Annotated in this window: 17 protein-coding genes and 2 tRNA genes; 14 read left to right on the top strand and 5 right to left on the bottom strand. The window is 32.0% G+C overall.

Features of this window, described 5'->3' with window-relative positions:
* The first annotated feature begins 48 nt into the window (after positions 1-48).
* The 4 genes from clpB (at position 49) to ACEWL1_RS07350 (ending at position 4,317) form a co-directional block, all read left to right on the top strand.
* A complete protein-coding gene (gene clpB / locus ACEWL1_RS07365) occupies positions 49-2,652 on the top strand; it encodes an ATP-dependent chaperone ClpB (RefSeq protein ID WP_409232650.1) in 2,604 nt (867 codons plus the stop codon).
* 131 nt (positions 2,653-2,783) lie between these two features.
* Entirely contained in the window at positions 2,784-3,212 is a 429-nt protein-coding gene (locus tag ACEWL1_RS07360; RefSeq protein WP_409232649.1) for an Hsp20/alpha crystallin family protein, read from the top strand.
* 67 nt (positions 3,213-3,279) lie between these two features.
* Positions 3,280-3,735 carry a hypothetical protein gene (locus ACEWL1_RS07355; RefSeq protein WP_409232648.1) on the top strand — a complete coding sequence of 152 codons (456 nt, stop codon included), beginning with the start codon at positions 3,280-3,282 and terminating at the stop codon, positions 3,733-3,735.
* Between the two features lie 75 nt (positions 3,736-3,810).
* Positions 3,811-4,317 (top strand): SixA phosphatase family protein, encoded by a 507-nt coding sequence (locus tag ACEWL1_RS07350; RefSeq protein ID WP_409232647.1) that lies wholly within the window; start codon positions 3,811-3,813, stop codon positions 4,315-4,317.
* A gap of 76 nt (positions 4,318-4,393) precedes the next feature.
* Here ACEWL1_RS07350 and ACEWL1_RS07345 read toward each other — a convergent pair whose 3' ends face one another.
* Positions 4,394-5,140 carry a DUF6503 family protein gene (locus tag ACEWL1_RS07345; RefSeq protein WP_409232646.1) on the bottom strand — a complete coding sequence of 249 codons (747 nt, stop codon included), beginning with the start codon at positions 5,138-5,140 and terminating at the stop codon, positions 4,394-4,396.
* Between the two features lie 120 nt (positions 5,141-5,260).
* On the opposite strand from ACEWL1_RS07345, the gene smpB reads away from it, so the two are divergent.
* The 5 genes from smpB to ACEWL1_RS07320 are packed head-to-tail and all read left to right on the top strand — an operon-like array spanning position 5,261 to position 8,882.
* Positions 5,261-5,716, top strand: a complete 456-nt coding sequence (gene smpB, locus ACEWL1_RS07340; RefSeq protein WP_409232645.1) for an SsrA-binding protein SmpB — start codon at positions 5,261-5,263, stop codon at positions 5,714-5,716.
* Entirely contained in the window at positions 5,717-6,637 is a 921-nt protein-coding gene (locus ACEWL1_RS07335; protein WP_409232644.1) for a geranylgeranylglycerol-phosphate geranylgeranyltransferase, read from the top strand.
* Positions 6,638-6,640: 3 nt separating this feature from the next.
* The gene (locus ACEWL1_RS07330; protein ID WP_409232643.1) at positions 6,641-7,219 is read left to right on the top strand and encodes a Maf family nucleotide pyrophosphatase; all 579 of its coding nucleotides are present in this window, start codon (positions 6,641-6,643) and stop codon (positions 7,217-7,219) included.
* 54 nt (positions 7,220-7,273) lie between these two features.
* Positions 7,274-8,233, top strand: coding sequence for a transketolase family protein (locus tag ACEWL1_RS07325; RefSeq protein WP_409232642.1), 960 nt, complete (start codon positions 7,274-7,276; stop codon positions 8,231-8,233).
* A gap of 46 nt (positions 8,234-8,279) precedes the next feature.
* Positions 8,280-8,882: an outer membrane beta-barrel protein gene (locus tag ACEWL1_RS07320; protein WP_409232641.1), complete on the top strand. Its 603-nt coding sequence runs from the start codon at positions 8,280-8,282 to the stop codon at positions 8,880-8,882.
* Positions 8,883-8,950: 68 nt separating this feature from the next.
* Here ACEWL1_RS07320 and ACEWL1_RS07315 read toward each other — a convergent pair whose 3' ends face one another.
* On the bottom strand, positions 8,951-9,826 hold the full coding sequence (locus ACEWL1_RS07315) for an FKBP-type peptidyl-prolyl cis-trans isomerase (protein WP_409232640.1): 876 nt from the start codon (positions 9,824-9,826) through the stop codon (positions 8,951-8,953).
* A 79-nt stretch (positions 9,827-9,905) separates the two neighbouring features.
* Between ACEWL1_RS07315 and ACEWL1_RS07310 the strand changes: the two genes are divergently transcribed.
* A complete protein-coding gene (locus tag ACEWL1_RS07310) occupies positions 9,906-10,292 on the top strand; it encodes an RNA-binding S4 domain-containing protein (protein WP_409232639.1) in 387 nt (128 codons plus the stop codon).
* Positions 10,293-10,323: 31 nt separating this feature from the next.
* On the top strand, positions 10,324-10,827 hold the full coding sequence (locus ACEWL1_RS07305; RefSeq protein WP_409232638.1) for a phosphoribosyltransferase family protein: 504 nt from the start codon (positions 10,324-10,326) through the stop codon (positions 10,825-10,827).
* Here ACEWL1_RS07305 and ACEWL1_RS07300 read toward each other — a convergent pair.
* A complete protein-coding gene (locus tag ACEWL1_RS07300; protein ID WP_409232637.1) occupies positions 10,819-11,334 on the bottom strand; it encodes a shikimate kinase in 516 nt (171 codons plus the stop codon). The two genes, ACEWL1_RS07305 and ACEWL1_RS07300, sit on opposite strands and share 9 nt — an antisense overlap.
* A gap of 103 nt (positions 11,335-11,437) precedes the next feature.
* Between ACEWL1_RS07300 and ACEWL1_RS07295 the strand changes: the two genes are divergently transcribed.
* From ACEWL1_RS07295 to ACEWL1_RS07285, 3 genes are all read left to right on the top strand, one after another.
* Positions 11,438-11,510: transfer RNA gene (locus ACEWL1_RS07295), tRNA-Lys, on the top strand.
* Between the two features lie 46 nt (positions 11,511-11,556).
* A tRNA-Leu gene (locus ACEWL1_RS07290) sits at positions 11,557-11,640 on the top strand.
* A gap of 65 nt (positions 11,641-11,705) precedes the next feature.
* Positions 11,706-12,503: a carboxypeptidase-like regulatory domain-containing protein gene (locus tag ACEWL1_RS07285; RefSeq protein ID WP_409232636.1), complete on the top strand. Its 798-nt coding sequence runs from the start codon at positions 11,706-11,708 to the stop codon at positions 12,501-12,503.
* Positions 12,504-13,389: 886 nt separating this feature from the next.
* Here the strand turns inward: ACEWL1_RS07285 and ACEWL1_RS07280 are convergent.
* Positions 13,390-14,220 (bottom strand): prohibitin family protein, encoded by an 831-nt coding sequence (locus tag ACEWL1_RS07280; RefSeq protein WP_409232635.1) that lies wholly within the window; start codon positions 14,218-14,220, stop codon positions 13,390-13,392.
* A gap of 42 nt (positions 14,221-14,262) precedes the next feature.
* Positions 14,263-15,162, bottom strand: coding sequence for a cation diffusion facilitator family transporter (locus ACEWL1_RS07275; protein WP_409232634.1), 900 nt, complete (start codon positions 15,160-15,162; stop codon positions 14,263-14,265).
* Positions 15,163-15,196 lie beyond the last annotated feature (34 nt).

Below are 15,196 nucleotides of genomic sequence, written 5' to 3'. Positions count from 1 at the left end.
GGTACTAAATTTGCCACAAAGTAACTGAAAAAGTTAAACATACATACCATGAATTTTAATAATTATACTATAAAGTCACAAGAAACCATACAACAAGCGCAACAGATTGCACAAAGTTATGGACATCAACAAATAGAAAATGAGCACCTTTTTAAAGCCCTGATAGAAGTGGATGAAAACGTATTGCCTTTTCTATTAAAAAAACTAAATAGCAATGTTGCCTTACTCACACAATTGTTAGGCAAGCAGTTAGAGAGTTTTCCTAAAGTTACAGGTGGTGAAATTACATTATCTAGAGAAGCATCTAAAAGCTTAACAGAGGCAGCTATTATTGCCAAAAGCATGAAAGATGAATATGTTTCAATAGAACACATTATCTTGGCCATCTTTAAATCTAAAAGCACCATTGCTCAGATTTTAAAAGACCAAGGACTTACAGAAAAAGGATTGAAAGAGGCCATTAAGGAACTTCGTAAAGGTGAAAGCGTCACCTCTCAAAGTGCAGAAGAAAACTACAATTCGCTTAATAAATATGCGAAGAACTTAAATCAGTTAGCACGCGATGGCAAGCTAGACCCTGTAATTGGTAGAGATGAAGAAATAAGACGTTTGTTGCAAATCTTATCTCGTAGAACCAAGAACAACCCAATTTTAGTAGGAGAACCTGGTACAGGTAAAACCGCCATTGCAGAAGGATTGGCGCACCGTATTATAGATGGTGATATTCCAGAAAACCTAAAAGACAAGCAAATCTTTGCGTTGGATATGGGAGCTTTAATTGCTGGAGCAAAATACAAAGGAGAGTTTGAAGAACGCCTAAAAGCGGTTATTAAAGAAGTAACAGATGCAGACGGAGATATTGTGTTGTTTATTGATGAAATACACACGTTGGTTGGTGCTGGTGGTGGACAAGGCGCTATGGATGCAGCCAATATATTAAAGCCTGCATTGGCGCGTGGCGAATTGCGTGCCATTGGTGCCACTACCCTAGACGAATATCAAAAATACTTTGAAAAAGACAAAGCCTTAGAGCGTCGTTTTCAAAAAGTACAAGTAAATGAGCCCGATACAGAAAGTGCCATTTCTATTTTAAGAGGAATTAAAGAGAAATACGAAACTCACCATAAAGTACGTATTAAAGATGATGCTATTATTGGTGCGGTAGAACTATCGCAACGCTATATTACCAATCGTTTTTTACCAGATAAAGCAATCGATTTAATGGATGAAGCTGCTGCCAAAATGCGCATGGAAATCAACTCAAAGCCAGAAGAACTAGATGTATTAGATCGTAAAGTAATGCAACTAGAGATAGAGCTAGAAGCCATCAAAAGAGAAAACGACAAGGTAAAATTAAAATCGCTTAATGCTGATTTGGCAAACCTAAAAGAAGAACGCAACGAAATCAATGCCAAATGGCAAAGCGAAAAGAGTGTTGTCGAAAGCATTCAGACTGCTAAAACAGCAATAGAAAATGCAAAGCTAGAAGCAGATAAGGCAGAACGTAACGGCGATTATGGTAAAGTAGCAGAAATAAGATACGGAACCATTAAAGAATTGCAAGAACAATTAGAAGCACAACAAGCTGCACTAGCAGAAAAAGGGGATACAACCTTAATTAAGGAAGAAGTAACCTATGATGATATTGCCGAAGTAGTTGCAAAATGGACTGGTATACCGGTTACCAAAATGCTACAATCTGAACGCGAAAAGTTATTGCGCTTAGAAACAGAATTGCACAAACGTGTAGTTGGACAAGAAGAAGCCATTGAAGCAGTTTCTGATGCAGTAAGACGTTCTAGAGCAGGATTGCAGAATCCGAATAAACCGATTGGATCGTTCTTGTTCTTAGGAACTACAGGAGTCGGAAAAACAGAATTGGCAAAAACATTGGCCAGTTATTTGTTTGATGATGAAAACGCCATGACCAGAATTGATATGAGTGAATACCAAGAGCGTCATGCTGTGAGTAGATTGATTGGAGCACCTCCGGGATATGTTGGGTATGATGAAGGCGGACAATTGACAGAAGCAGTGCGTAGAAAACCGTATTCTGTGGTGTTGTTAGACGAGATTGAAAAAGCGCATCCAGATACTTTTAATATCTTATTGCAAGTATTGGATGAAGGTCACTTAACGGATAACAAAGGACGTATTGCCGATTTTAAAAACACGATTATTATCATGACCTCTAATATGGGGAGTCAGATTATTATGGATAAATTTAGTGATCCGAAAGCAGATATTGAGTCGGTTACAGAATTGGCAAAAATAGAAGTGTTAGGCTTGTTAAAGCAAACGGTACGACCAGAGTTTATCAATAGAATTGATGATATTGTAATGTTTACTCCGTTAACAAAGAAAGACATACAAGCCATTGTAAAACTACAATTGGATCTAGTGAAGAAAACCATTGCAAAGCAAGAAATTACCTTAGATGCAACCGATGAAGCCATTGCGTATTTAGCGAATAAAGGGTATCAACCAGAATTTGGAGCAAGACCTGTAAAGCGTGTGATACAAAAAGAAGTGCTGAATCAGTTATCAAAAGATATTTTAGCAGGCAAAGTAACCACAGATAGCATGATTTTGCTAGACGCTTTTGATGAGCAGTTGGTTTTTAGAAATCAAGGTGACTTGGTAAAAGGTTAAACACTAACTATCAGTAGTTAAGCTGACAAATTTTCAATAATTATTGAAAATTTGTCAGCTTTTTTTAGTTGGTATTTTATTTGCAATAGGTATACATATTAAAAATAATGTTTAATTTAAATTGTAAAGTTATGTTAGCAAAAAGAAACGATGCACCTTTTGTACCAACTCTTTTTAATGATTTATTTAGAGATTGGTCTACAACCAATTTTTCTGAGACAAATACTACATTGCCTGCAGTAAACATTAAAGAAACACAAGATGAGTTTGTTGTAGATGTAGCAGTACCAGGAATGGAGAAGAAAGATTTTAAAATTGATTTAGACAATGATGTTTTAACCATTTCTTCGGAAAAAACAGTAAACAACGAAGAAACTAAAGAAAACTACACCAGAAAAGAATATAGTTATAGGTCTTTTAAAAGAAGCTTTACGCTACCACAAGGAATTGTAAACAGAGATAAGATTGAAGCAATTTATAAAAGCGGAGAACTTAAAATTACCATTCCTAAATTAGAGGAAGCAAAACCTAAGCCTATTCAATTAATAGAAGTAAAATAATATTACCTAGTAACATCAATAGGCTGTTTGTAACAAAACAGCCTATTGTAATTAATACCTTAAAGTCATGAAAAAAATATGCATTTATCTATTGACTTTTGCCTTTTATAGTTGCCAAGGTCAGACAATTCAAAACAAAAAAAATCTACAAGAGAAAGATACTATTAAGCCACAAACCAACATTACCGTAAATAAAGAGTTTGATAAGTATGGAAATTTAATTCGTGTAGACTCTACCTACACTTCTTTTTATTCAAACATTAAAAATGATTCTATTTTAGAAAAAAATATTTTCAATCAGTTTCATAAAAACTTTAAATCTCAGTTTAATCAACCCTTAGATTCGCTGTTTTTTAATGGTTTCTTTAATACATCGCCCTTTAAAATGAATGATTTTTATACACACGATTTTTTTAGCAACAGTTTTATGCAGCATCAAAAAGAAATAGAAAAAATATTTAAGAGAATGGATTCTGTAAAAAATAAGTACTATAAAAAGCAGGAAAAATCAAAAGATATCTAAATTATTAAAAACTGAACTTCTAAAAAGAGTTCAGTTTTATTTTTTGTGTATATTCGTGTTATAAAATAGAATCACATGAAAAAATACTTATTACTTATTGTTTTTGCGATGGGTACATTCGCCAATTTTGCTCAAGAAAAAGACGACGTTGTTACGACGTATTATTTAATCCGTCATGCAGAAAAAAACAGAGCTGTTGAGGGCGATAAAGATCCTTTTTTAACCATAAAAGGGGCAGATCGTGCTAAGCGTTGGGCAGAAGTTTTGTCTACCGCAAACATAGACATGGTGTATACCACCAATTATAATAGAACCAAAGAAACTGCTCAGCCAACAGCAACAAAAAACGGATTGCGTTTATACATGTACAATCCTAGAAAGATGTATGATGAAGGTTTTAAGTTTAATACCAAAGGGAAAAACGTTTTAATTGTTGGACATAGCAATACAACCAATGCTTTTGCAAATACCATATTAGGCGAAAAGAAATACGGTGAAATTGCTGATGATAATAATAGCAACTTGTATATTGTTACGGTTACAAAACATGGTGCAACAAGCGTATTGTTAAAGATTGATTGATACAGTTCTAGACCTGCCAGCAAGCAGGTTCATCGCACCAAAAGCGTTTTACTAAATCTAACAGCAATGTAAGTGCTTAGTTTAAGATTTTAACCGATACGTTTTCTAGATTGATTTCAGAAAGCTTATTCAACCCATTATTCTCAAATGCTTTGTCTAAATTTTCTAATTTAGTTGAAGCATTTTTTGCTTTGTAGTTGTTGTAATCAACAAATCGGATTCCGTTTACAACCCTTTCATTGGTTGCCTCTCTAAAACGCATTCCGCCACCATCTACATGAAAGCTATACGCTAAATAATCTATCTTAAACGTTGTTTTATCAATCCAATAAATAAAGACATCTTCAAAATCTTCTCCGCCACCATCTTCAGTAAAAGTAATCTGCACTTTATAATAAGGAGTTTCTTTAATGCTGGTTTCTTGTAATAATTTCTTTCTTACCGCTTTGTCGTTTAATCCGTATGGCAACACAGAAAAGTAGTGTACAGAATTTACAGAACTTGTGTATTTTACCGCCATAGAGTCTGGCACTTTAAAAAGATGTCCATTTACATGTCTTTCAAACCCATTGTTTAAAACACCGTCAGAAACCATTCCTAACTTTTCATCTTTAAAGGCTCTAAACAGTTTAAAGATTCCATTCTTTTTTCTAAGTGCCAGGTATTCTTTATCTCTAAAAGTAAATGCAATTTGTGAGTTAAATACTTTATCTGCACCACTTACTATCATTGATTTATCAATAATTTGTTGAGCGGTAAGAGAAGTTTCTTTTTGATTGCAAGAAGCAAATACAAGTAACAATAAGAATAAAAAGGTACGCATGGTTTTTGTTTTTCTAAGTCGATAAAGATAGTACATCTTTACAAATCAAAAATACACTTCTATTTCTGAATCAAAAATGTATCTTTGCTAAGATTAGTAAATTATTTTTAGTACAGATTGATGCAGAAAAAAATAAACATACAAAATAAAAAAGCGCGTTTCGAATACGAATTCTTGGACACCTATACAGCTGGAATTCAGTTAACAGGAACAGAAATTAAATCTATCAGAGAAAGCAAAGCACGAATTACAGAAAGTTTTTGTGAGTTTAATGATCGTGGAGAATTGTTTGTAATTAATATGTTTATTGAAGAATATTCGCATGGTAATTTCTACAATCACAATCCGAAAAGCGAACGAAGACTCCTTTTAAACAAACGTGAGCTAAAAAAATTAGAAAAAGAAGTTAAAAACACCGGACTTACCATTGTTCCGCTTAAGTTGTTTTTAACCGATAAAGGATGGGCAAAACTAAACATTGCCTTGGCAAAAGGTAAAAAGCTACACGATAAAAGAGAAACGCTAAAAGACCGAGACAATAAACGTGATTTAGCGCGTATTAAAAAAGACTTTTAAATGATTGGGTATTTAAAATTGATTCGTTTCCCTAACCTACTCATGGTTATATTAACGATGGTATTAACAAAATACGCAATTATCAATTCTTTTACTTCCGCTATTTCTGATGTTCAATTTATTCTATTAACCATCAGCGTTCTTTGCATTACCGCTAGCGGATATATTATAAATGATGTTTTTGATGTTGAAGCCGATAAAATAAATAAACCAACGAAAGTTTTTGTTGGAAACACTATTTCTAAGAAAAAAGCACTACTCTTCTATTCCGTTTTATCAATTTTAGGATTGGCTCTTGGGGTGTATGCTGCGTATCTTAAAGGAAACATTTCTTATTCAATCTTCTTTATTGGTACTATTATCTTATTGTTTTGGTATTCTAAATCGTTGAAAAGAATCGCTATAATAGGAAATATTGTAACCGCTTTTTTAGTGGCGCTTACCATATGTATTGTGTTTGTTTTTGAAGTAAAAAACGCGAATACAGCTTCTAATTTATTAGAAGCCATCGCTAATTTCTTTGCTTCAATATCGGTAACCATCGCTGTTATTGTCTATATTATCTTCGCTTTTTTTATGACATTGATTCGAGAAATCATTAAAGACATTGAAGACATCAAAGGAGATTATGCGCTAAAAATGAAAACCTTACCTATTCTTATCGGCATACACCGAACTAAGAATGTTGCACTTGTAATTTCTTCCTTGGTGTTTTTATTGGTGCTATTACTTTTAAAAGAAGAACTGTTGCACATTCCGCTGTTATTTTGGTACACAATTCTTTTTATCATTCTTCCATTTGTTTGGTTTTTGTATAAATTATTTACTTCTAAAACCACCAAAGACTTTCAATTACTTAGCGAGCTTGTTAAGGTAATCATGTTTTTTGGAATTTTATCAATGGCGCTTATCAAATTTTAATCTATGCTTAAAGAAAAACTAGCTAACTACAACATTATATTGGCTTCTAAATCACCCAGAAGACAGCAATTTTTAAAAGACTTAGACCTTCTGTTTACTATTGAATTGAAAGAAGTTGAAGAAGTTTATCCAACCGAATTACAAGGTACAGAGATTACCGATTATTTGGCTGATTTAAAATCGAAGCCCTTTACCAATTTAAAAGAACAGGATGTTTTAATTACTTCAGATACCATTGTTTGGCTTGATAACAAAGCGTTGGGAAAACCAAAAGATAAAGAGGATGCGATTAGCATTCTGCAAGAAATTTCTGGCAAAATGCATCAAGTAATTACCTCTGTTAGCTTAAAAGGAAACAACTTTCAAACAATTTTTAATGACACTACTAATGTGTATTTTAAAGAATTGACACTTGAAGAAATCACATATTATATAGAAAACAACCAACCCTATGACAAAGCTGGAAGCTACGGAATACAAGAATGGATTGGTTTTATTGGTATCGAAAGAATAGAAGGAAGTTATTTTAATGTAATGGGGTTACCTGTTCAAAAGTTATATAAAGAATTGATGAAATTGTAAGCATTTGCTACTATTTTATTATTATTTTTGCCTAAACACAACAAATATATTTTGATGAAAAAATACACTTTTACAGAAAAGAAAGATACCAGATCTGGATTTGGAGATGGTTTAACAGAGTTAGGAAGAACAAATCCTAACGTAGTTGCTTTATGTGCCGATTTAATTGGTTCTTTAAAAATGAATCAGTTTATTAAAGAAAATCCAGAACGTTTTTTCCAAATCGGAATTGCAGAAGCAAACATGATGGGAATTGCTGCAGGGTTAACCATTGGTGGTAAAATCCCTTTTACAGGAACATTCGCCAACTTTTCTACCGGAAGAGTGTACGACCAAATTCGTCAATCTATTGCGTATTCTGATAAAAATGTAAAGATTTGTGCATCTCACGCAGGATTAACTTTAGGTGAAGATGGCGCAACACATCAAATATTAGAAGATATTGGGTTGATGAAAATGTTGCCAGGAATGACGGTAATTAATACCTGTGATTACAATCAAACCAAAGCTGCAACTATTGCAATTGCTGATCATGAAGGTCCGGTTTATTTACGTTTCGGAAGACCAGTAGTGCCTATTTTTATGCCAGATTATAAAGAAGAGAAGTTTGTAATTGGTAAAGCAATTCAGTTAACAGAAGGTACCGATGTAACGATTGTTGCTACAGGTCATTTAGTTTGGGAAGCATTACAAGCATCGGAACAATTAGAAGCAAAAGGAATTAGTGCAGAAGTGATCAACATTCATACGATTAAACCGTTGGATGAAGAAGCTATTTTAAAATCGGTTGCAAAAACAGGTTGTATAGTAACTGCAGAAGAGCATAATAAATATGGTGGTTTAGGAGAAAGTGTTGCAAGATGTTTGGCAACTAATAATCCTACTCCGCAAGAATTTGTTGCTGTAAACGATAGTTTTGGAGAATCTGGAACGCCAGCACAATTGATGGAGAAATATGGCTTAACAGACAAATCTATTGTAGCTGCTGTAGAAAAAGTAATCGCAAGAAAATAACAGAATCGCTATAAATGCGTTAATAAAAAGAAATTAAACTATTATTATGAAAAAAATACTTTTAATACTGTGTTTGGCCTTCGGATTGAGTCAAACTACAAATGCACAACTTAACTTTGGTATCAAAGGAGGTGTAAACTACAACAATAACGGCGATGTAACTTTTTCTAGCGCAGGAAATGATGTTGTAAACGGAGCAAAATCTAAATCTGGATTTCATGCTGGACTTTGGTTTCGTGGAAAAATACCAGTTTTGGGACTGTATTTAAGACCTGAAATTGTGTACACTCAAGTAAAAAGTGAATATTTATACAAAGGAACAAATACAGATTACGATTTTAAAAAATTAGATGTTCCTGTACTAATTGGAACTAAATTTTTAGGCTTTGCAAACGCTTTTATTGGACCTTCTTTTCAATACATTATTGATGATAATTTTACTTTCTCTGACTTATCAACGGATGAATTTGACAAGTTCTCTGTAGGAATGCAAATGGGTTTTGGAATTGAGTTAGGAGCTTTAGGAGTTGATGTACGTTGGGAAAGAGGTTTTTCTGACTCAGAGGCAATTTTTGTAGACAATACTACAAATGTTACTATAGACAATAGAACAAATCAAATTATATTTGGTGTTTCTATCAGGTTATAAATAAGAACATCATTATATAAAAAAAGCTCCAGAAATTCTGGAGCTTTTTTTGTGTTCTATATTTTTGTTTATTTGATTTTTGGATTCAAATAATCTGGTAAAGTTGGATTGTTAGGGTCGCTAAAATCGTTTCTAGGATCACCATCTTTATTTGCATCTTCTTTTATCGTTGGTGTACCATCATTATCATCATCTGCATCTTTATAGTTAGGAACAAAATCACCGTCAGAATCAACTTTTGTTGGGTCAGATTCTACCGAAGCATCTACAATTTCTAAGTAAGAAGCTAAACCATCATTATCATGATCTGTATTTTCAACAATATCTAACAATTCAATTCTAAAAACCAAACAACTGTTTGGAAGAATTGTTCCTCCATCTAAATTTCTATACGCTAAACCAGAGGGAATAAATAAAAATCCTTTTCCTGTATTATCATATGTAATTGGTCCATTAGTAGTGCTGTTTTTTCCTCCTTTAAAATGAGTAAAACCATGCGACCATCCTTTAATTACAGCATCTAAAGTTAACCATACAGCAGATGTTTGTGTTTCAAACACACTTGATACTCCAGAATCTAGTATTTGTCTTCCTTGGTATTTCGTTAAAACAGAATCCATAATAGTAGGATTTCCTTTTACCGGATCTGGCACACCTTGTTCTACAACATAGTAATACAGTTTGTAATCGATCTCATCAAAGGTGATGTCTTGAATTTTTAACTTTGCATCATCAATTAAAGCTGTTTTACCCGTTGTAATTGGTTTGATTGAATCGATAACAGCATCGTAATAATGATTTGATAGATATTTTACCAACGTATCATTATCTTTCAAAGCTTGGGCTTCGTGATCAAAATTATCTATAAACGGATTACTAGCACTACAGGCATATATTAAAATAGATGCAATTGCTACTATTAATATGTTTTTTATTTTTATCATCTAACTACTTAATTTAAGGGTGCAATTTACGATTTTCATACCTTTGTAAAAAGAGAATAATGAAATTTTAACTTTTTATATGAGAATTGACAAATATTTGTGGTGTATTCGAGTTTTTAAAACAAGAAATATGGCTTCTGAAGCCTGTAAAAAGGGACATGTTAAAATAGATGATGCAAATTGCAAACCCTCTAAAGAAGTGTACGGAAATGAGTCAATTGGTGTTAGAAAGAATCAAATTAATTATAAAATGAAGGTTTTAGATATTCCAACCAATAGAGTTGGTGCAAAACTGGTTGATTTATACCGAAAAGATGTTACTCCAAAAGAAGAATTTGAAAAAACAGAATTGCTTAAATACTCTAAAGATTATTATCGTAAAAAAGGAACTGGAAGACCAACAAAAAAAGACAGAAGAGATATTGATGGATATTATGATGATGCTTCTACTCCATCTGAAAGTTAATTTTAATATCTTTGTTTTATAAATTACTCTAATGACAGTAGAAAAAAACATCATTTTAACATCGCAACAAATTCAGCATAAAACAAAAAGAATTGCTTATCAAATTTTAGAGAGCAATAGCAACGAAAAAGAGATTGTTTTAGCAGGTATTACTACTAATGGTTTTTTGTTTGCGAAAGAAATAGAAAAAGAATTGTCTAAAATTTGTGACATTACAATTACGATGTGCGAAGTAAGTATCAATAAGAATAAACTACTAAACCCAATCAAAACTTCAATTCCGAGTGAAGTTTATAAAAATAAACCGTTGGTTTTGGTAGATGATGTTTTAAATTCTGGCGCTACTTTAATTTACGGAATAAAACATTTTTTAGAAGTTCCGTTGAAACGATTTAAAACAGCTGTTTTAGTTAATAGAAATCATAAAAAATATCCGGTAAAAGCAGATTATAAAGGAATTTCGCTTTCAACAACCTTGCAAGAACACGTAGTGGTAGAGTTTACCAAAAACAAAGCAATTGCTTATTTAATGTAATTGTACTGCAATATCACAATAAATTTCTTCGATAGATTTAGTGTCTATACGGATTTTAAAATCTGACTGCTCATAAAAAGGAGCTCTTTCAAATAAATGCTTTCCGATATATTCTAGCAACTCTTCATCTTTTAGATCAGCAATTAACGGACGTGTTTTTTTTCCATGTTCTAACCTTTCTGCTAAAAAAGGAATGCTGCCTTTTAAATAAAAACTTGTAGCTTTACTATTCTTTATTTCTTGCATGTTAGTTCCGTAACAAGGTGTTCCTCCTCCCAAGGCTAAAATAGAATTAGACTTAGAGCCCAATATTTCTTTTAAATAAATTCCTTCTTGTTTTCTAAAATAAATTTCTCCTTTTGTAGCAAACAACTGAGAAATAGACATTTGTTCTTTTTCTTCTATATACGCATCTAAGTCTATAAAAGAGGAATTTAATTTATCCGACAGAAATTTACCAATTGTCGTTTTTCCGCTTCCCATATACCCTAATAAAACTATTTTCATCTTCTATCTTTAAAACATTACAAATATCGATAAAATTTATATAAAAATTCTTTTATCTTTTAAACAATAGATAGTATATTTGCACTCGCTTTAAATAAAGCATGACCTGGTAGCTCAGTTGGTAGAGCATCTCCCTTTTAAGGAGAGGGTCCTGGGTTCGAGCCCCAGCCCGGTCACAAAAAAAAGTTAAGCATTGCTTAACTTTTTTTGTTTCAATACATTGCACATATGGCGGAATTGGTAGACGCGCAGGCTTGAGGGGCTTGTGTTCGTAAGAACGTGCAGGTTCGACTCCTGTTATGTGCACAAATTACTTTGTTATTTCACAGAAAATTAACTCTACCAAATAGATTAATTGCTAACTTTGTAGCATGCAGAAAAAAATACTACTTCTATTATTTGTTGGAATTTCTTTTTTAGGGTTTTCACAGACAAATACAAAACTAAAAGGTCAGATTGTGAACGCCGAAGACAACAAAGCTCTAAGCGCTGCACATATTTTAAATTTAAACTCAGTTGTTGGTACCATTACCAATGAAAAAGGTTTTTTTGAAATTACCACAAAAGCAAACGACACTATCTTGGTGTCTTACTTAGGATTTCAATCGATTAAATTAAAAGTAACAAACGATTTATTAAAGGGAAACGAGTTGGTAATTTCTTTATTAGAAAAAGCCAATGAGATTAAAGAAGTAGTTATTAAATCTACCAAATTGATTGGTGTTTTAGAAGTAGATGTAAAACAAGTGCCTAAAGATCGTTTTACGAGAATTCATATTAATGGTCTGCCACAAACATACGAAGTAGGTAAATCAGCATCACAAACATTAAATTCTCCCGTTGCAGCATTGTTTCAGCCTGTAGACTTTCTCTATAATTTATTCGGAAAAAAACCCAATCAGTTAAAAAAACTTCAAAAGTTAAAAAAAGAGGATGATTTGCGAAAAATGCTTAGCGGAAAGTTTGACCGAGAAGTAATGATGGAGTATCTTCAAATGGATAAAGAAGAGCTGAGAAAGTTGTTGGTAGATTGTAATTATTCTGATTACTTTATTAAAAAAGCAAGTGATTTACAAATGATAGAAGCTGTGCTTGATTGTTATGAAAATTACAAAGCCATTAAAAAAGGGAAAATAGAACGAGATGTTTTACCTAATAGAAAGAACTAAAATTCAAAAAGGGTTGCAAATTTACATTTGCAACCCTTTTATCAACTATTAAAAACTAACTAATTACTTTCACTAAAATACAGATGTTATGTATTTATAGTTGTATTTTCTTTTGCTATTCCAAGAAACTCTCTTTGAATTTATACTACTTGATTGGTTCTTTTTTTCTTCTTTTAAACTATTGGTAGTTGTCATTGTATTTGTTTTTTTGATTATTTTATTTCAATTTACTTACACTTATATGACGATAAAAAACCTGATTCGTTACAGGTAAAATTGGTTTTTAACACCTCTTTAAGAAATACCAACGGAATACTTAAATTTTTGATTCTCAACTTCTTATTCTTTTACTGAATTCATTTAAGGCTTGATTGTAAAAAGACCAAATCTTTACCAAAATGGCAAGAAATTATTGATCTGTTAAACAAATTGATAATTCGTATTTTTTATCATTATTTCTTTAAAATTTTAGAATTTTACTATAAAAATTTTGACAAAAAGGGATTGAATTCAAAAAGGGTTGCAAACTTACATTTGCAACCCTTTTATCAACTATTAAAAACTAACTAATTACTTTCACTAAAATACAGATGTAATGTATCTGTAGTTATATTTTCTTTTGTTATTCCAAGAAACTCTCTTAGAATTTATACTGCTAACTTGGTGGTTCTTTTTTTCTTCTTTTAAACTATTACTTGTTGTCATTTTTATATTTTTGAATGTTTTGTTTCAATATTATGTACATCTATATGACGATAGGATTTTAGATTTGTTACAGGTAAAATTGGTATTTAACACATCTTTAAGAAAAAAAAATCAGCCTTAAAAGACTGATTTTTATAATTAAATATAAAAGCATTGTTTATTTGAACAACTTTGCAAATATTTATTGGTTACCAAGAATAATAGGCAATCCATTTTTTCCAGATCCAATTACAATAACTTTGCTGTTTGGAGATTCTGAAAGTTTAAGAGTTGCATCAATACCTTTTTCTTGTAAAATTTTATCTGTTAAAGATGCGCTTAGAATCTTATTTGCAATTGCTTTCCCTTCTGCATCAATTTTTTGACGCTCTGCTTCTTTCTTCGCTTTTGCTAATCTAAACTCGTATTCTAACGATTCTTGTTCTTGTTTTAATTTTGTTTCGATAGCAATTCTAATTGTTGGTGGTAATTTAACATCTTCTACCAACACCTTTTTAACGTTTAGGAATTGTTTTTCTAATACTGTTCGTACTTCATCCAATATTTCTTGCTCAATCACATCTCGCTTACTAGAATAGAGTTGTTCTGGAGTATAACGTCCAAAAACACTTCTTGCTGCAGCATTAATTGCAGGATCTAATACTTCTCTTTCATAATCTTCTCCTTTTGTTTTTATTAAGCTTCCTAAGCTTTCATATTCTGGTTCATACCAGATTGTTCCACTTACTTTTACTTCTAATCCGTTAACAGAAAGTACGTTCATTTCATTAGAAATAGATTGCTGACGCACTTTTAGCACAATCATTCTATTCCATGGAGCAACAACATGAAAACCTTCTGAATATGTTTTTTCAGTGTTAATACCTTGCCCAAAACGCTCAAATAAGACTCCACCTTCTCCAGGTCCAATTGTTACTGCCGATTTAGAAATAAAAATAATTGCCACAACAGCAATTACTATAAAGAAAATTCCGCCTTTTGGGAATTTAATATCTAATTGTTGATTACTCATAATTTTATTTTTTAAGTTATTTCAAATTTACAATAAAGCTGCTTAATTACAATCTTTATAAGCACAATCTTCTGAAATAGATTCTAATTCTAAGGTTACATGCTCTAAATTAAAATTATCGTGCAATAGTTTTTTTATTTGTTCTTTTATTTCTTTTGATTTTTGCCAACTAAACCCTTTACTTTTTATTTTTATGTGTATTGTTGCAATATGAAACTCTCCGTCTAAAGTCCAAATATGACAATCATGAACTTCTGCAACTTCATCAATATTTAAAATGATTTGCTGTATTATTTCGTCCGAAGAAATTTCATTCGGCACACCTTGTAAAATAATTTTAAAGGCATCTTTAATGTTTTTGTACACGTTAAATAAAACGTAACCAGCAATCAATAGAGACAAAATTGAGTCTAAAATAGGAACATCCCAAAATTGCATGATTATACTTGCAATAAGTACAGCTACCCACCCTAAAACGTCTTCTAGTAAATGAAGAGATACAACCCGTTCGTTTATAGAAGAACCTTTTTTTAATTTTAAAACCGCTGCTCCATTTACAATCACACCCAAGATTGCCAACCACATCATTCCGGTTGCATCTGCTTCTTCTGGATGTATAATTCTTGGAATTGCTGCTGATATGATAAAAAATGAACCAACAATTAGCACAATAGAATTGATAATTGCTCCCAATAAAGAAAACCTACCGTAACCGTACGTGTATTTTTTATTTGCTCCTTTATTAGATAATTTTTGAAAATACCAAGACATTCCCAAACTTAAGCTATCGCCTAAATCGTGAACAGCATCAGACATAATGGCCAAACTATTTGTGTAAAACCCACCAATAATTTCAACAATCGTAAACGCTAAGTTTAAGAAAAAAGCAGTTTTTATATTTTCAGTGGTATGATGATGCCCGTGTTTGTGGTTATGTCCCATTTTTTATGCTATTTATAAACATCTAAAAACCAAC

The sequence above is a fragment of the Polaribacter gochangensis genome (genome assembly GCF_046224025.1).
Taxonomy (GTDB): Bacteria; Bacteroidota; Bacteroidia; order Flavobacteriales; family Flavobacteriaceae; genus Polaribacter; species Polaribacter gochangensis.
This window is presented reverse-complemented; position numbering and strand designations above follow the sequence as displayed.